13 protein-coding genes are annotated in these 18787 nt (G+C 39.1%); 8 read left to right on the forward strand and 5 right to left on the reverse strand.

Features of this window, described 5'->3' with window-relative positions; all coding sequences use genetic code 11:
• Positions 1-61 precede the first annotated feature (61 nt).
• Genes pyrD through rnm form a run of 3 tightly spaced genes read left to right on the forward strand, consistent with a single transcriptional unit; the run spans position 62 to position 2547 of the window.
• The gene (gene pyrD, locus INP93_RS07450; RefSeq protein WP_049373431.1) at positions 62-1081 is read left to right on the forward strand and encodes a quinone-dependent dihydroorotate dehydrogenase; all 1020 of its coding nucleotides are present in this window, start codon (positions 62-64) and stop codon (positions 1079-1081) included.
• 12 nt (positions 1082-1093) lie between these two features.
• Positions 1094-1714 carry a Type 1 glutamine amidotransferase-like domain-containing protein gene (locus tag INP93_RS07455; protein WP_197544546.1) on the forward strand — a complete coding sequence of 207 codons (621 nt, stop codon included), beginning with the start codon at positions 1094-1096 and terminating at the stop codon, positions 1712-1714.
• A gap of 8 nt (positions 1715-1722) precedes the next feature.
• Positions 1723-2547 carry an RNase RNM gene (gene rnm / locus INP93_RS07460; RefSeq protein ID WP_197544547.1) on the forward strand — a complete coding sequence of 275 codons (825 nt, stop codon included), beginning with the start codon at positions 1723-1725 and terminating at the stop codon, positions 2545-2547.
• A gap of 28 nt (positions 2548-2575) precedes the next feature.
• Here the strand turns inward: rnm and INP93_RS07465 are convergent, their stop codons facing one another.
• Positions 2576-3475, reverse strand: a complete 900-nt coding sequence (locus INP93_RS07465; protein WP_197544548.1) for a LysR family transcriptional regulator — start codon at positions 3473-3475, stop codon at positions 2576-2578.
• 97 nt (positions 3476-3572) lie between these two features.
• Between INP93_RS07465 and topA the strand changes: the two genes are divergently transcribed.
• Together topA and INP93_RS07475 are read left to right on the forward strand one after the other, a co-directional pair.
• The gene (gene topA / locus INP93_RS07470; protein WP_197544549.1) at positions 3573-6179 is read left to right on the forward strand and encodes a type I DNA topoisomerase; all 2607 of its coding nucleotides are present in this window, start codon (positions 3573-3575) and stop codon (positions 6177-6179) included.
• Position 6180: 1 nt separating this feature from the next.
• The gene (locus tag INP93_RS07475; protein ID WP_178163292.1) at positions 6181-6741 is read left to right on the forward strand and encodes an LOG family protein; all 561 of its coding nucleotides are present in this window, start codon (positions 6181-6183) and stop codon (positions 6739-6741) included.
• A 37-nt stretch (positions 6742-6778) separates the two neighbouring features.
• Here INP93_RS07475 and INP93_RS07480 read toward each other — a convergent pair whose 3' ends face one another.
• The 4 genes from INP93_RS07480 to INP93_RS07495 all read right to left on the reverse strand — a co-directional run bounded on the left by INP93_RS07480 (position 6779) and on the right by INP93_RS07495 (position 11663).
• Positions 6779-7615, reverse strand: a complete 837-nt coding sequence (locus INP93_RS07480) for a DUF4198 domain-containing protein (RefSeq protein WP_178163291.1) — start codon at positions 7613-7615, stop codon at positions 6779-6781.
• 199 nt (positions 7616-7814) lie between these two features.
• A complete protein-coding gene (gene uspE / locus INP93_RS07485; protein ID WP_111386090.1) occupies positions 7815-8738 on the reverse strand; it encodes a universal stress protein UspE in 924 nt (307 codons plus the stop codon).
• Between the two features lie 136 nt (positions 8739-8874).
• The gene (gene fnr / locus INP93_RS07490; protein ID WP_049365484.1) at positions 8875-9648 is read right to left on the reverse strand and encodes a fumarate/nitrate reduction transcriptional regulator Fnr; all 774 of its coding nucleotides are present in this window, start codon (positions 9646-9648) and stop codon (positions 8875-8877) included.
• 278 nt (positions 9649-9926) lie between these two features.
• Positions 9927-11663: a YadA-like family protein gene (locus INP93_RS07495; protein ID WP_197544550.1), complete on the reverse strand. Its 1737-nt coding sequence runs from the start codon at positions 11661-11663 to the stop codon at positions 9927-9929.
• Positions 11664-12089: 426 nt separating this feature from the next.
• Here INP93_RS07495 and mukF point away from each other — a divergent pair, with 426 nt between their 5' ends.
• From mukF to mukB, 3 genes are read left to right on the forward strand one after another with little or no spacing between them, the layout of a single operon-like run.
• Positions 12090-13424 carry a chromosome partition protein MukF gene (mukF, locus tag INP93_RS07500; RefSeq protein WP_197544551.1) on the forward strand — a complete coding sequence of 445 codons (1335 nt, stop codon included), beginning with the start codon at positions 12090-12092 and terminating at the stop codon, positions 13422-13424.
• 46 nt (positions 13425-13470) lie between these two features.
• Positions 13471-14223 carry a chromosome partition protein MukE gene (gene mukE, locus INP93_RS07505; protein ID WP_197544552.1) on the forward strand — a complete coding sequence of 251 codons (753 nt, stop codon included), beginning with the start codon at positions 13471-13473 and terminating at the stop codon, positions 14221-14223.
• Positions 14223-18740 carry a chromosome partition protein MukB gene (gene mukB / locus INP93_RS07510; RefSeq protein WP_197544553.1) on the forward strand — a complete coding sequence of 1506 codons (4518 nt, stop codon included), beginning with the start codon at positions 14223-14225 and terminating at the stop codon, positions 18738-18740. Before mukE ends, mukB begins: the two co-directional genes overlap by 1 nt.
• The last annotated feature ends 47 nt before the right edge of the window (positions 18741-18787 follow it).

The following is an 18787-nucleotide window of genomic DNA, read 5'->3' on the forward strand; positions in this document are numbered from 1 at the left end:
GTGCGGTTAATTTTGACCGCACTTTCCATTTACAGTGAACTATCCTGAGAGATAAACGAGTATGTATTCTTTGATCCGTAAAGCCATCTTTTCCCTTGATCCTGAAACTGCCCATGATTTAGTGATTAAATCATTGCATTTAGCGGGTAAATCGCCTTTTCAATTTTTATTGAAGCAACTTTTGGCCTGTCCACAAGGTACGCCTAAGCAAGTGATGGGCATTACCTTTAAAAATCCTATTGGGTTAGCAGCGGGGGCAGATAAAAATGCCGAAGCCATTGATGGATTTGGTGCGATGGGATTTGGTTTTATTGAAGTCGGTACAGTTACGCCTTTAGCGCAAGAGGGAAATGCGAAACCTCGTCAATTCCGTTTAGTGGAAGGGGAAGGGATTATTAACCGTAATGGATTCAATAATTATGGCATTGATTATGCGATTGAGAATGTTAAAAAGGCAAAATTTGATGGCGTAGTTGGGATTAATATTGGCAAAAATAAAGTTACACCGCTTGAAAAGGGTAAAGATGATTACTTATTTTGCTTAAATAAAGCCTATAACTATGCGGATTATATTACGGTAAATATTTCATCACCGAACACTCCGGATTTACGCCAATTACAGTATGGTGATTACTTTGATGATTTATTGCAAAGTATAAAACAGCGTCAAAAAGTATTAGCTGAGCAATATAACAAATATGTACCGATTGCAGTAAAAATCGCACCTGATTTATCCGAGAGCGAACTCGTTCAAATTGCAGATACGTTACTTCGTCATCAAATGGATGGGGTAATTGCGACTAACACGACCATTTCACGCGACAACGTCACAGGTTTGAAAAATGCGGAACAACAAGGCGGCTTAAGTGGAAAACCGTTACAGCAGAAAAGTACAGAAATTATTCGAAGATTGCATCAAGAACTGAAAGGGCAAATCCCGATTATTGGGAGTGGTGGTATTGATGGTGTACAAAATGCACAAGAGAAAATTGAAGCGGGAGCAGAATTGTTACAAGTTTATTCGGGCTTGATTTATCACGGTCCAAGCTTAGTTAAAGGCTTGGTTCAGGCGATTAAGTAAGAGAGAAATAATATGAAAACATTATTTCTAGCCTCTTATTTTGCAGGCGTAGAAAATCTTTTCAGACAATTTTTAAAACAGCATTTTTTATTACATAAAGTGCTATTTATTCCTACTGCTGGTAATGTTGAAAGCTATGTTGAATACATCAATGAGGCAAAAGATATTTTTCATAAATTAGGTTTTGAAGTCGATGTTTTGGATATCGCCCAAGAAACAGAAGAGATCATTAAAGAGAAATTAAATTATACGCCGAGCCTTTATGTTTCCGGTGGTAATACTTTTTATCTATTACAAGAGTTGAAAAGAAAGCATTTATTACCACATATAAAAAAACGAATTGATGAGGGTATGCTTTACCTTGGTGAATCTGCCGGTGCTATTATTACCGCCAGTGACATCGAGTATAATCAAATTATGGATGACAAAAATATAGCTATCGATTTGACCAATTATTCAGCTTTAAATTTAGTCGATTTTGCAATTATTCCACATTATGGTGAGTTTCCTTTTGAAGAGAGTTCAAAGAAAACTGTTCAGATCTATCAACCCAAATTGAATTTACTCCCTTTAACAAATAGCCAAGCTGTAATTGTTGATGAAGATAATTACACTATTCAAACTAATTTATAGGAAAGCCGATGATCAAATATGATTTACATTGCCACAGTACAGCTTCAGATGGTGTTTTAACGCCTACGGAGCTTGTGCAACGAGCTCATGAGCAAGGTGTCAATGTGCTTGCTTTATGTGATCATGACACCGTGATGGGCATTGATGAAGCCAAACTCGAAGCAGATAAATTAGGTATTGAGCTAATCAATGGCGTGGAAATTTCAACGAATTGGGAAGGCCGTGGCATCCATATTGTCGGATTAAATTTTGATAAAACGCATCCCAAAATGACCGCACTTTTAGCTGAACAAAAATCATTGAGAGAAAAAAGAGCGGTCGAAATTGGCCATAAATTAGAAAAAGTAGGCATTCCAAATGCCTATGAAGGTGCAAAAGCGTTAGCCAATGGGGAAGTGACTCGTGCGCATTATGCGCGTTATTTGGTACAGATTGGGAAGGTTTCAAATGATGGGCAAGCTTTTAAGCGTTATCTAGGCGGTGGTAAATCTTGTTTTGTCAAAGCTGAATGGGTGGATATTCCAACGGCGATTGATACGATTCATGCGGCAGGTGGCGTTGCAGTTATTGCTCACCCTATGCGTTATAACATGACAGGAAAATGGATTCGTCGATTAATTGTTGATTTCAAACAATGGGGCGGTGATGGCATGGAAGTCGCAGATAGTGGACAAACTAAAGATCAACGTCAGTACCTTGCGCGTTTAGCTAATGAATATGACTTAGCCGCCTCTTTAGGCTCGGATTTTCATTTTCCTTGTGGATGGATTGAATTAGGAAAAAATTTATTTTTACCTGAAGAGGTCAAACCAATTTGGACATTATTTAAATAATAAAGGGCGGTTAATCCGCCTTTATTTTTTATATTTGGCTGTTTTCACACAAACCAAGACTTGCTAGAAATTCAATAAATGCGCGAACTTTAGCCGGTAAATGACGACGATTTGGATAAACCACATAAATATCTAAAGGTTTTTGTTTATATTCAGACAAAATTTCAATCAATTCGCCTGAAGCAAGTGCATCTTTTACAAAGAAACTAGGTGAATTGCTAATACCCAAGCCTGCTTTCGTCATTTCTAACAACGCCATCCCATTATTGGAAACTACTTTAGATTGAATTTTATAACGTTGAATTTGATTGGCTTTTGTTGATTGCCAATGCACTTGATTTAACGATGATTTATAAAGTAAACCTTGATGATATTCTAAATCGTCAGGTGTGAGCGGTGTGCCTCGTGCTTCTAAATAACTTGGCGAAGCAACAAAATGCATAGGGGAGCTACTAATTTTACGCGCAACAAGTGAGCTATCTTGCATATAGCCGATACGTAATGCTAAGTCATAACCTTCCGCAACGAGATCAACACGTTTATCTTCAAACTCAATTTCAACGTGTAAATTGGGATGAAGTTCAATAAATTTAGGTAAGTTAGGCGAAATATAAAGCAAGCCAAAATCACGTGGTACAGAGATTAATAAATTACCTTGCAAGCTCGTTGCCATATTACTGATACTAGAGTCAGCCTCGCTTAAATCTAATAGAATAGATTGGCAACGTTGGTAATAAAGCATCCCAGCTTCAGTTGGCACAATTTTTCGCGTTGTACGTTGTAATAATCGTGTTTTTAAATGCTCTTCTAATTGTGAAACTAATTTACTCGCCATTGCCACAGAAATATTCTGTTGGTTGGCGGCTTGTGTAAAACTTTGCGTTTCGATCACTTTACAGAAAACCGAAATTGCATTGAGTTTATCCATTTATAAATCCTTTTTGAAAAAAAGCTTGATTTTATCGGCGTAAGTTTGCAGTATATCGCCAATTTTACAGAATTCTAGTTATATTTTAGGTAAGCAAATGAGCAAATCTTTAGTGATTGTGGAATCGCCGGCCAAAGCGAAAACCATCAATAAATATTTAGGTAGCCAGTATGTGGTGAAATCCAGCGTAGGGCATATTTGTGATTTGCCTACTGCAGGGAGTAGCACAGGCGAGAAGGCTAAACCCGTTTCCACTAAAGGATTAAGTGCGGAAGAAAAAAACAAAATTAAAGCAGAAAAAGACCGTGCTGCCTTAGTGAAACGAATGGGAATTGATCCTTATCATGATTGGAAAGCCAATTACCAAATTCTACCAGGCAAAGAAAAAGTAGTAGCCGAATTAAAATCCCTCGCTAAAAAATCTGACCATGTTTATCTCGCAACCGACTTGGATAGAGAAGGAGAGGCTATCGCGTGGCATTTACGCGAAGTCATTGGTGGCGATGATAGTCGTTTTAGTCGCGTTGTATTTAATGAGATTACGAAGAAAGCGATTGAAAAAGCATTCCAGCATCCTGCCCACATTAATATGGATCAGGTTAATGCTCAGCAAACCCGTCGTTTCTTAGACCGCGTGGTAGGCTTTATGGTGTCGCCATTATTATGGAAGAAAGTGGCGCGCGGTTTATCTGCAGGGCGAGTACAATCTGTTGCCGTGAAATTGGTGGTAGAGCGTGAACGTGAAATCAAAGCATTCCAACCGGAAGAGTTTTGGGAAATTGAAGCGCTAACCCAAACGAGCAAGAAAGAAGACTTGCGTTTGGATGTGGTGCAATATAAAGGCAAGAAATTTGAGCCGAAAAATGAAAAAGAAGCACAAAGTGCGGTCGATTTCTTAAATAAATCACATTACGTTGTCACAGATTTAGAAACAAAACCAACAGGTTCTAAACCAAGAGCACCATTTATTACTTCAACCTTACAACAAACTGCAAGTACGCGTTTAGGTTTTGGGGTGAAGAAAACCATGATGTTGGCACAACGTTTATATGAAGCCGGTTACATCACTTATATGCGTACGGACTCTACCAACTTGAGTCAAGATGCATTAAATATGGCTCGCTCTTATATTGAAAGTCATTTTGGCAAAGATTATTTGCCCGCTAAGCCGAATTTCTACTCGAGCAAAGAAAATGCACAAGAAGCACACGAAGCGATTCGTCCTTCTGATGTAAAAACGCTCGCAGATCATTTAAGTGGCATGGATAAAGATGCTGTGCGCTTGTATGATTTAATCTGGCGTCAATTTGTAGCTTGCCAAATGCCGGCTGCACAATATGACAGTACAACGGTTACCGTCATGGCGGGCGATTATGAATTGAAAGCCAAAGGCCGTATTTTACGTTTTGATGGTTGGACAAAAGTCTTACCACAATTAGGTAAGAATCCGGAAGACCAAATTTTACCGGCTGTGAGTTTAAACGAAACATTAGCACTAAAAACAGTTTCGCCAAGCCAACACTTTACCAAACCGCCAGCTCGTTTTACCGAAGCAGCATTGGTTAAAGAATTGGAGAAACGTGGTATTGGTCGCCCTTCGACTTATGCGGCAATTATTTCAACTATTCAAGAACGTGGTTATGTTCGCATTGAAAATCGCCGTTTCTATGCCGAGAAAATGGGTGAAATCGTTACTGATCGCTTAAATCAATCTTTTACTGATTTGATGAGCTACGATTTCACTGCCAACATGGAGAACGTACTGGACCAAATTGCATCCGGTGAGAAAAATTGGAAGGCGGAGTTAAACCAATTCTTCAAAGATTTTTCTACCCAACTTTCTACGGCTGAATTAGACGAGTTAGAAGGTGGAATGAAGCCGAATAGTCTTGTACTCACCGATATTGATTGTCCGACTTGTAGCCGTAAAATGGCGATTCGCACAGCAAGTACCGGTGTATTCCTTGGTTGTTCTGGTTATGCTTTACCACCGAAAGAGCGTTGTAAAACGACGATTAATCTCATTCCAGAAGCAGAATTACTCAATGTATTGGATGAGGCTTCTGAAACTAAAGCCTTAATGGATCGTAAACGTTGCCCGAAATGTGGCACAGCGATGGATAGCTATATCATTGACCCACATCGTAAATTACATATTTGTGGTAACAATCCAAATTGTGATGGTTATTTGGTTGAACAAGGCCAATTTAAAATTAAAGGCTATGACGGCCCGATTGTAGAATGTGACAAGTGTGGTGCAGATATGCACTTAAAACTCGGTCGTTTTGGTAAATACATGGGCTGTACCAACTGTGATAACACCCGTAAGATTTTGAAAAATGGCGAGGTTGCACCGCCAAAAGAAGAGCCGGTTCATTTCCCTGAATTGAAATGTGAAAAATCTGATGCGTATTTTGTATTACGTGATGGTGCAAGTGGGGTGTTTATGTCTGCACATAACTTCCCGAAATCACGTGAAACACGACCGGCAAAAGTGGCGGAATTAGCGCTTTATCGTGATCGTTTACCAGAAAAATTACGTTATTTAGCCGATGCGCCACAAAAAGACCCAGAGGGTAATGAAGCGATTATCCGTTTCAGCCGTAAAGAAAAACATCAATATGTGACATCTGAAAAGAATGGCAAAGCCACAAAATGGATTGTGGATTATATTGATGGAAAATGGGTAGAACGGAAAAAGTAGGATGAACGTCACGGTTTATTGCGGTGCAAGTTTAGGCAATGATTCTGCCTATCAGGCTGCCGCAGAAAAATTAGGAAAATGGATTGCTGATGGCCAACGTACTTTAGTTTATGGTGGTGGAAAATTGGGATTAATGGGCGTGGTTGCAGATACTGTGCTCGCTCATCAAGGCAAAGTAATTGGCATTATCCCTCAATTTTTACAAGACAGAGAAGTTTCACATCCTAATTTAACCAAGACCGTGGTGGTTGAAAGCATGTCTGAGCGAAAAAATAAAATGGTTGAGCTTGGCGATGCTTATGTTGCCTTGCCTGGCGGACCTGGCACTTTAGAAGAAATTGCTGAAGTGATTTCTTGGGCTAGAATTGGAAAAAATAACAATCCTTGTATTCTATTTAATGAAAAGGGTTATTTCGATTCATTAAAGTCCTTTTTTAGCCATATGGTGAAAGAAGGCTTTTTTACTCAAGGTGATTTTGAGAAAATTTTATTCTCGAATGATCTTCAAGAAATCGAAAGCTTTATTGAACACTATCAACCTCCAGCATTAAGAACATATTAAAAAAGTGCGGTTAAATTTGTCCGCACTTTTTTTGTGATTAATGGTGATGATGTTCTGGTTTTGGTGGCAGTTTAGCACGCGCTTTACCAACAGGTAAAATTAACGTTGCGTAATTTGCTGATTGTTGACACACTTTTTGATCTTCAAATGGTTCTTTATGAATCACTTTAAGTTTCCAAATACCTTCAATTAATGGGATAAAGTTAACTTTACCTTCACTATCTGTTTTACCTGAAAACGCTTGTGGTTCACGGTGAGATGTCGCTGCTTCCATATCTTTTACGACAAAGGTATCAGACGTTGCAATAATCGTTTCGCCCGAAAGTGGTTTGTCTTTATAGAAAATTTGCAGAGGGAAAGCTTCGCCCGCTTTAATTGTTTTTGGATCTTTGAGTGGCACAATTTCAAGTGGTAAACCGATGCGTGTCATTGCCATCTCTGCATTCAATGGTTTCTTACCAACCACAGTAAAGGCTTTACCAAACATTTGAGTTTGTTCGCAATAGAATGCATTTGGTGTACCTTGTAAGTTATCCATTTTCCAACCTTCATTATTTTGTGACCAGAAAGTGGGTTTATAAGTTGCCGTTACCCAATATGAACCGTCTTTTAACGGTTTTTCTGATTGATATTGGTAGTTTTCACCTTTTTGTACTAAGGTTTGCATTTCACCATCTTGATTGATGAGTTCCATCGGTGGAAAAATAGCAAGACGTTTTTCAGGAATTCTTTCAACGTAAGGGTAGTCACCATAAGCTAAATCAGCTTTTAAAACGGAATTGGAAGCAAGTTGTGCCGGTGTTGCAACCCAAACTTCATGAGCTTGCGCGAGCGCAGAGAAACCAAGTAGTGTTGCAATTAATGTTTTTTTCATTGTCTTTCCTTTTTAATTAATAAATCAATTTATAGAAAGTCTTCGATAGGGCGGATGAGTATAGCGAAAAAGAAATAATGAGACGAATAGAAAAAGTTGATTTTGTGAGAAACTTCACATTTTTTTAACAAAAAAGTGCGGTCATTAAAACGATTGTTTTTTTGACCGCACTTAATTTTAAATTAAAGGCTAAATTGGCTTATTTTTTAGAAGGTTTAATCGCTAATAGGTTACAGCTTAATTTACTAATCACATGTTCCGCTGTATTACCTAATAACGCTGCAGATAGACCCGTTCTTCCCACTGTACCTAAAATCACTAATTCAGCTTCAATTTCTTTCGCCACTTCAGGAATCACTTCTTCAGGGAAACCTTCGCGTACGTGGGTATGATCTTCATCAATACCAAATTTTTGACGTAAGGCTTTCATATTGATGAGGTGTTGCCCACGAATGCCATTTTCATAACCTGAAGTATTAAATTCAGGTAAATCAATCGCCATATTAATTGGCGCAACAGGGTAGGCCGCCACTAAATGTACGTTACCACGGTTTAAGTTTTCCGCTAAATTCATACCCGTTGAAACTAATTCTTGGTTGAATTCATCTTGATATTCTTGTTCACCCGATACATTCACTGCGATTAAAATGCGGCGTTGATGTTTCCAGTCACCATCACGCACCATTAATACTGGAATTGGACATTTACGTAATAATTGCCAATCTACTGGTGTGAAAATCAGTGAAGTGAAGCTTTCTTCATCTTTGGTGTATTTTACAACGAGGTCATATTGATTTTTTTCAACTTCTTCACGAATTGCATCCGCTTCATTGCTGCTCCATACAATGTGAGATTCAAACTCAATTTCTGGATCTGCATATTTATCTAAATAAAATTGTACGGCTTGACGTTGTTGCTCAATGGCTGTTTCATGCATTTGACTACGTTCTTCTGAAGAAAGAAGTGCAGACATTTCATAAGATAAGTCATAGACACTCAACAAGGTGGTGATTTTTACTTTTGTTTCATTTTGTTGTTCTTTAACAAGACGAACGGCACGAGCGAGCGCATATTGTTTTTCGTTATCAGGGTTAAGTACAACAAGAATATTATTAAATTTCATAAAGCCTCCAAGACATGAGATATCAATAGGATAGAAAAGATTTTAAGTGATGACAAGAACCTATTATAAAAAAAGTGATTTTGTACAAGTTTTTTGTCTCAAATACTAAAAAAGCGTGAAAACTCACGCTTTTTATCTATTCCACTAACTGGATTTTGGTTTTATGTACACCTGTTAAATCAATCAAGGCATTAATATCATTAATGGTAATGTATTTACCTTGAACAGAGAGTACACCTAATTTTTGGAAACGACCGAGCAAACGACTGATCGTCTCAACAGTTAGGCCGAGGTAATTACCAATATCGCTGCGAGTCATGGTTAAACGGAATTCTTTCGCTGAGAAACCTCGAGCAGAATAGCGTTTAGATAGGTTATGGATGAATGCGGCTAAACGTTCTTCAGCATTCATTTTAGACAGTAATAAAATCATTTCTTGATCGCTTTTGATTTCACTACTCATTAAACGCATAATTTGCTGACGAAGCTTAGGCATTTTGCCGGATAGGTCATCTAAGATATCAAAGGGAATTTCACATACCATAGCGGTTTCCAATGCTTGTGCAAAACTTGGATGTTGCATATTCGTGATCGCATCAAAGCCCACTAAATCGCCTGGTAAGTGAAAAGAGGTAATTTGTTCTTCGCCCGCTTCACTAATGGTATAAGTTTTAATGGTACCGGAACGAATCGCATAAATAGAATTAAGCGTGTCGCCCGCTTTAAAAAGGACTTGAGATTTTTGTATAGGCTTTTTACGCTCGATAATATTATCAAGCTGATCAAGCTCATGTTCGTTCAATGTGAAAGGAATACAAAGTTGACTAATGCTGCAATCCTGGCAATGAATCGCACAACCACCAGATTGAACTCTGCGCCCTGATTTGGTTTCTGAAACGAAATTCTTCATTAGTTCCTCAAATCGATAAATATAGTGTAAAATTGATCTAACGCAATTATTCTACCACTAAATAGTCAATTTAAGAAGTTATCTACGAGTAAATAGGTATGGCAGCAGAAAAATTAACCAAAAAACGTTTAATACAAATTATTATCATGTTGATTATTTTGGTCAGTGCATTTGTTTGGCGATATATATTGCAATAAGTGCGGTCAAATTTTTGATTGTTTTGAGAAGAAAAAAAGAGCCACGATTTTGTGGCTCTTTGTTTTAACATGTAAGTCAGATTACCATTCGTAACCGACACCCGCACCCACAGTAAATTGACCGCGAGTATCTGCAGCACCATTTACGTTGGTTGACCAGTGACCGTTATCAGAGTTACGAGATGCTTTAATTGCGATCGCGCTTTCACCACGGTGATGAGCGACCCCAGTTGACACCATGCTCTTTCCATCTTTACGTGCAGATGGAGCAGAAGCGATTGCAGCAACACCAGCAATACCAGCACGAGTTTTGCGATCAACTTTGTTCACTTTATTATCAACATAACGTTTGTTTGCTGCATCAGTTGGGGCTTTTGGATCCGCAACATTAGTGATGTTTTTATCACCTGCATTAATGCCATTCTGATTGATTTGAACGCTTGAATTATTGACAGTGTAAGAATCCGCCTTGATGTCTTTTGCTGTACTAACAGTATAAGTTTTCACTTGGTTAGCATCATCATAAGCTTCTTCTACATTAATATTATCGCCCGCTTTTACTTTTACGTCAGACGTACGCACACGAATATTATCAATACGCGTTTTGTTTTTGCCTACTTGGTCTGCAACCATATAAAGTTGAGAACCGTTAATTGCATCGGTAGAAGTGGCAGAAATTTCACCTGCACTTACGTTAATAATTTGACGTGTATGTGGCGTAATAGTTACTGTACGACCTGGAGTTGAGTGATCTGGTGGAGTGTAAGTTTCAGTTTTGTCTGAACCAACAGAAACAACGGCTATATTATTACTGTTACCAGCAAAACCACTATATGTAATACCGTTGACGGTTGCCGTGGTTACGTTTGTTGCTGAACGAGTAATCGTGCCAGAGCCTAAGGCAACAGAGTTATCATCTTTTGCATAAGAGTCTTTCGATAAGGCTACGCTTTTTTCGCCTTTAGCATTAGCTGAATCGCCTAGTGCAGTAGACCATTTACCTGTAGATGTTGCTGATGCACCAATAGCAACAGCAGAGCCGCCTGTAACAGTTGAATCGTTACCAATCGCTACAGCTGAATCGCCAGAGGCTACAGAACCAGTACCTACAGCCAATGAGCTTGTACCACTAGCATTGGCTTGTGAACCATAAGCATTACTATTTTGACCACTTGCTTTTGCCGCTTGACCAATTGCAATAGTTTCGTTTGCTAATGCACTAGCAGCAGTACCAATTGCAGTAGCATTAGCTGAACTTGCAGTAGCATTGAAGCCAATTACAGTTGCATTTGTGGTTGTATCATCAGTAACTTTATTGTCTTTACCTACAGCAAGAATATTTTTACCTACAACGTTATTGTTTAAACCAAATATGGCAACTGATTCTGTATTGGCATCTGCTGTTCTCGTTTCTTTAGGAGTTTCGTTATTATATTTTCCTGCGATATTATTGGCACCAAACCCCACTGAGCTGTCAGCATAAATTTTATTCGCATCACCAAAACTTTGTGTTTGTTTACCATATGCATCATTGCCATCACCAAATGCATTTGCATGTTGACCTTTTACAAGATTTTGGTTACCAAAAGCTGAACTAGAACCTTGATCCTGTGGTGCAGCAATAGAATAAACGTGGTTATCCTGACCGATAGTGGTATGGCTTGGGCTCTCAACATTAGTATCGTCAGCTGAATTTGTAAAAGCAGATGAGCCAGAGTAGTCCACATTTGGATTTGGCGTAGTTGTTACAGCATTCGCTACAGCAACATTCACCCCAATAATTAATGCCGTGATAGCATTAAATTTAAAATTTTTCATAATGTCCTCGCTTGAGTTTCTTCTTTAATTACATAAATGTGATAAAAGAATTTCATTAGAGCAGTGTAAATATACATAAATACTATAATAGGACGCATTGAAGAATGGATTAACTATATGATTTGTAATGTCTTATTAGAGATTGCAAATGTCATTTTTCTCTATTCAGTAAACGATTGCGTACCCAGGCAACGATTATAGATAGGTTTTTTTGCATAGAAAAGTAAATGAGTATGGTTATTTTGTAAAGAATTGTAAATTTTGTCTGAATATTGTTCGATTATTAGAAAATATATTTCCTTATTTTAGTTAAGGATATTTTAAATTTAAAAAGAGCGGTCAATTTGCAAGAAGATTTTCAAGATTGAGAAAAAATCCTGTATAATCTCAGAAATTTTTTGTTCAATTTTAAGCTTTTGTAACCGAATGATCGAAACCTCACAAACTATTCCTGAACTCGTCTCATGGGCGAAAGAGCGGGAATTTTCGTTAAATCTGCCGACAGAGCGCTTAGTGTTTTTGCTGGCAATCGCCATCTATAACAACGAACGTTTGGACGGTGAGATGCTAGAAGCAGATTTAGTGGATATTTTCCGCCATACAGCCAATGCCTTTGACCAATCAACGGATGCGATTGCCACCCGTGCCAATAATGCTATCAATGAATTGGTAAAACAGCGTTTTCTTAATCGTTTCAGTAGTGAATTTACCGAAGGACTTTCCATTTATCGTCTCACCCCACTAGGTGTTGGCGTATCAGATTATTATATTCGTCAGCGTGAATTTTCTGCGTTGCGTCTTTCTGTGCAGCTTTCTATTGTAGCTGATGAAATTCAGCGTGCATCCGATGCTGCAGAAGAAGGTGCTGCAAAAGGGGAGAATGAGCACTTTTGGCGCCGTAATGTTTTCGCTCCGTTAAAATATTCTGTGGCAGAGATTTTCGATAGTATTGATTTATCACAACGTGTGATGGATGAAAATCAGCAAAGCATTAAAGAAGAAATTGCGAATTTACTTACCAAAGATTGGCAGGCAGCAATTTCTAGTTGTGAACGTTTATTAGATGAAACTTCAGGCAATTTACGTGAGTTACAAGACACCTTAAATGCAGCAGGTGATAAGTTACAGGCACAATTATTACGTATTCAAGATTGTGTGATAGGCCATGATGAGCTGTATTTTATTGAACAATTAATTACTGATTTGCAATCCAAGCTAGACCGCATTATTAGCTGGGGACAACAAGCCATTGATTTATGGATTGGTTATGACCGTCACGTGCATAAATTTATCCGTACCGCCATTGATATGGATAAAAACCGCGTATTCTCACAACGCTTACGTAATTCTATCCATAGTTACTTCGATCATCCTTGGTTCTTGTGGACAGCTCAAGCGGAACGTTTGGTCGATCTGCGTGATGAAGAAATGGTATTACGTGAAGATGATGCATTGGGCGAATTACCTGAAGAGTTGCAATATGAATCTTTGGCGGATTTACATGATCAAATCGTCGAACATATGCAAAGCTTATTAATTCAATACCGTGAAAATAATCGTCCAATTGATTTGAGCTTAGTCTTAAAAGAACAATTAGAAGCTTATCCGCTTTCCCGTCATTTTGATGTAGCACGTATTATTGTGGATCAAGCAGTGCGTTTAGGTATGGCAAATGATGATTTAGCCGGTATTTATCCGCAATGGCAGGAAATTAACGATTACGGCGCAGAAGTGCAAGCGCATGTAATTGATAAATATTAATTTCGTGGCTTACCCAAAAACGAATTCATAAAATGAGAAATTAACCATGACAGATATTCAAGATGTAATTTCCCCGAAATTGGCAAATGCCATTGCAAATCCTATTTTCCCGACAGTGGACAGCTTGTTGCGTTCAGGTCGTCATATCAGCACAGATCAATTAGATAATCATGCTTTTTTGATGGATTTCCAAAATGAGTTAGATGGCTTTTACCGCCGTTACAACGTGGAATTGATCCGTGCACCGGAAGGCTTTTTCTATTTACGTCCAAAAGCGACGACCTTAATTGCCCGTTCAGTGCTTTCCGAATTAGAAATGTTAGTAGGAAAAGTGCTTTGCTATTTGTATTTAAGCCCAGAACGTTTGGCACAGCAAGGTATCTTCAGTACGCAAGAAGTCTATGACGAATTACTCAACTTAGCAGACGAAGGCAAATTATTGAAAGCCGTCAATCAACGTTCCAGCGGTTCAGATTTAGATAAGCAAAAATTATCTGAAAAAGTACGTGCAGCGATCGGCCGTTTACGCCGTTTAGGCATGATTCATACCGTAGGTGAACAGCATAGCGGTAAATTTACTATTTCAGAATCAGTTTTCCGTTTTGGGGCTGAAGTCCGTTCTGGTGATGATCCATTAGAAGCACAAGCTCGCTTAATTCGTGATGGGGAAGCAGCCACACCGCAATCTCTTGAATTGGAAAAACAAGCAAAAGCGGCAAGTCATGCTGATGACCTCAATGATGAAGAAAGTGCGGTCGAAATTGATGAAGAATTTGATGATGCAGGAGAACAAGAATAATGTCTGATGTATTAGAACTTGAAAACGAAATCTATCAAGACGAACCTGAGCAATCAACTGAACAGGTTGAAGAAGAATTTATTGCTCCTGTATTAAACCAACATAGTGGAGTAGAACGAGGTAAATTTCGTTCACTCACCTTAATTAACTGGAATGGTTTCTTTGCCCGCACCTTTGATTTGGATGAATTGGTGACCACACTTTCCGGTGGTAACGGTGCCGGTAAATCCACAACCATGGCGGGTTTTGTCACAGCATTAATTCCAGACTTAACCTTATTGCATTTCCGTAATACCACAGAAGCCGGCTCGACAGGCGGTTCGCGTGATAAAGGTTTGCACGGTAAATTGCGTCCAGGTGTATGTTATGCGGTATTGGATACCATCAATTCTCGTCACCAACGAATTCTCGTAGGTGTGCGTCTGCAACAAATTGCGGGTCGTGATAAGAAAGTGGATTTAAAAACCTTCTCGATTCAAGGAGTGGAATTATCCTTAAATCCGACCGCACTTTTCACCGAAACAGTCGGTGAACGTCAAGCTCGCGTACTCAATTTAAATGAATTAAAAGACAAAATTGAAAATCTTGGTGCGCAATTCAAGCAATATCATTCCATCACCGATTATCACGGCATGATGTTTGATTTAGGTATTATTCCAAAACGCTTACGTAGCGCCTCAGACCGTAGCAAATTCTATAAATTAATCGAAGCTTCTTTATACGGTGGTATTTCCAGCGCTATTACCCGTTCTTTACGTGATTACTTATTGCCAGAAAACCTTGGTGTGCGCAAAGCCTTCCAAGATATGGAAAGTGCGTTACGTGAAAACCGCATGACCCTTGAAGCAATTAAAGTTACCCAATCTGACCGTGATTTATTCAAACATTTAATCACCGAAACCACTAATTATGTGGCATCAGATTATATGCGTAATGCCAATGAACGTCGTGGCAATATCGAAGCGGCTTTAGGTTTCCGCCGTGATTGGTATAAAGCAAAAGCTGAACAAGAGTTATCACAACATCGCTTAATTGATTTAAGCCGTGAAGCTGCAGAATTGGCAGAAAATGAACGTACTTTAGAAGTAGATCACCAAAGTGCGGCTGATCATCTGAACTTGGTATTAAATGCGTTACGCCATCAAGAAAAAGTATCGCGCTATCAAGAAGATGTGGCTGAACTTACAGAAAAATTAGAAGAACAAAAAATGGTTGTGGAAACCGCAACCGAACAGCTTGAAGAAAGCCAAGCACAATTTGAGCAAACGGAACTTGAAATTGATCAAGTACGTGCGCAACTTGCGGATTATCAACAAGCATTAGATGCACAACAAACCCGTGCATTGCAATATCAACAAGCAATTGCTGCACTTGAAAAAGCGAAAACCTTATGTGGTTTAGCGGATTTAAGCGTGAAAAATGCGGAAGATTATCAAGCGGAATTTGCTGCCCATGCTGAAAGCCTTACCGAGCAAGTGCTTGAGTTAGAACATAAAATGTCTATTTCTGAAGCAGCAAAATCACAATTCGATAAAGCTTATCAGTTGGTATGTAAAATTGCTGGTAATATGACGCGTTCAAGTGCTTGGGAAAGCGCTAAAGAATTATTGCGTGAATATCCAACACAAAAAATTCAGGCGCAACAAACCCCACAATTACGCGCGAAATTACATGAGTTAGAACAGCGCTATGCTCAACAACAAAGTGCGGTTAAATTATTGGCTGATTTTAATCAACGAGCTGATTTATCTTTAGAAACTGCTGATGAACTCGAAGCATACCACGCTGAACAAGAAGAACTCATTGAAAGTTTGAATGAAGAACTTGCTGAGCAAGTAGAAAATCGTTCAACCTTGCGTCAAAAACGTGAAAGTTTGACCGCACTTTACGAAGAAAATGCGCGTAAAGCACCGGCTTGGTTAACTGCTCAAGCGGCTTTAGAACGCTTACAAGAGCAAAGTGCTGAAACCTTCGAGCATAGCCAAGATGTAATGCATTTTATGCAGTCACAATTGGTGAAAGAGCGTGAGCTGACTATTCAACGTGACAATTTAGAGAAGCAACGTCAACAATTAGATGAGCAAATTTCTCGTTTAAGCCAACCAGATGGTTCGGAAGATGCTCGCTTGAATGTGCTTGCAGAACGCTTTGGCGGTGTATTGCTTTCTGAATTGTATGATGATGTACCAATTGAAGATGCACCTTATTTCTCTGCACTTTATGGTCCTGCACGTCATGCTATTGTTGTACGTGATCTCAATACGGTACGAGAACAATTAGCTAATTTAGAAGATTGTCCAGACGATTTATATTTAATCGAAGGTGACCCAAATGCCTTTGATGACAGCGTACTTTCAGCCCAAGAGCTTGAAATGGGCGTTGTGGTGCAAGTGTCTGATCGTGAATTGCGTTATTCAAAATTCCCGCAAATTCCATTATTCGGCCGTGCAGCACGTGAAAAACATCTAGAAGAATTACAAGCTAAACGTGATGAAATTGCGGAAGAATACGCACAAATCGCCTTTGATGTACAAAAATGTCAACGTTTACACGAACACTTTAGTCAATTTGTTGGCTTACATCTAGCGCTTGCGTTCCAACCAAACCCAGAAGAGGTGATGGCGGAAATCAATCAAGAACGCAATGAAATTGATCGCGAGCTCAATCAATTCTCAAGCACCGAACAACAAATTCGCATTAAATTGGATAATGCCAAAGAAAAAATGCAATTGCTGAATAAGTTAATGCCGCAGCTTAACTTGCTTGCTGATGAAGAATTACTTGATCGTATTGAAGAATGCCGTGAACAATTAGATATTGCAGAACAAGATGAAAGCTTTATTCGTCAACATGGCGTTGCGTTGTCACAATTAGAGCCGATTGCCAATACCTTACAAAGTGATCCAGAAAACTATGAACGCTTAAAAGCTGATTTAACCCAAGCGATTGAACGTCAAAAACAAGTACAGCAACGTGTATTTGCTTTAGCGGATGTGGTGCAACGTAAAAATCACTTTAGTTATGAAGATGCTGGTCAAGCAGAAACATCAGAGCTTAATGAGCAACTGCGTCAACGTTTGGAACAATTACAGGCTCAGCGTGATGCTCAACGTGAACAATTACGTCAAAAACAAAGCCAATTTGCACAATACAACCAAGTATTTATCCAATTGCAAAGTTCTTATGACAGTAAAAATCAATTGTTAAAAGAATTAATTGCTGAGATTGGTGAATTGGGCGTGCGTGCTGATGAAGGGGCAGAGGAACGTGCAAGAAATCGCCGTGATGAGTTGTATCAACAACTTTCAACCAGCCGTCAACGTCGTTCTTATGTCGAAAAACAATTAACACTCATTGAAAGTGAAGCGGATAACTTGAATAAACGTATTCGCAAAGCAGAACGTGATTATAAAACTCAACGTGAATTAGTTGTGGCAGCGAAAGTCAGCTGGTGCGTGGTTCTGCGTTTATCTCGTAATTCCGATGTGGAAAAACGACTCAATCGCCGTGAATTAGCTTATTTATCTGCTGATGAACTACGTTCAATGTCGGATAAAGCCTTAGGTGCGTTACGCACTGCGGTGGCTGATAATGAATATCTCCGCGATGCATTGCGTATTTCTGAAGACAGTCGTAAACCGGAAAATAAAGTTCGCTTCTTTATTGCCGTGTATCAACATCTTCGTGAACGTATCCGTCAGGATATTATTAAAACGGATGATCCGATTGATGCAATTGAGCAAATGGAAATTGAGCTTAATCGCTTAACAGAAGAATTGACTGGCCGTGAGAAAAAATTGGCAATCAGTTCTGAAAGTGTGGCGAATATTATGCGTAAAACCATTCAACGTGAACAAAATCGTATTCGCATGTTGAACCAAGGTCTACAAAATATTGCCTTCGGTCAAGTGAAATCTGTACGTTTAGTAGTCAATATTCGCGATACACATGCGATGTTGCTTGATGCGTTATCAGGTAAACAGGAAGAATATCAAGATTTATTTAGTGATAATCGTATTACCTTCTCTGAAGCCATTGCGAAACTTTATCAACGCATTAACCCGCATATTGATATGGGCCAACGCACAGCACAAACTATCGGTGAAGAATTATTAGATTACCGTAATTACCTTGAGCTAGAAGTTGAAGTCTTCCGTGGTGCAGATGGCTGGTTACGTGCTGAAAGTGGGGCATTATCGACCGGTGAAGCGATCGGTACTGGTATGTCTATCTTATTAATGGTTGTACAAAGTTGGGAAGAGGAAAGCCGCCGAATTCGCGGTAAAGACATCGTACCGTGCCGCTTACTATTCTTGGATGAGGCTGCGCGTTTGGATGGTAAATCCATTTCCACCTTGTTCGAACTTTGTGAACGTTTGGACATGCAATTACTTATCGCTGCACCGGAGAATATTAGTCCTGAGAAAGGAACAACCTACAAACTGGTGCGTAAAATTGCTGGCAACCAAGAACAAGTTCATGTGGTTGGTTTGCGTGGCTTTGGCGCAACAGAGTAGTTTTTTAAAGCGGTCAAAGCATTGGCCGCTTTTTTCATTGTTATTTT

The sequence above is a fragment of the Haemophilus parainfluenzae genome (assembly GCF_014931415.1).
Classification (GTDB): Bacteria; Pseudomonadota; Gammaproteobacteria; order Enterobacterales; family Pasteurellaceae; genus Haemophilus_D; species Haemophilus_D parainfluenzae_AF.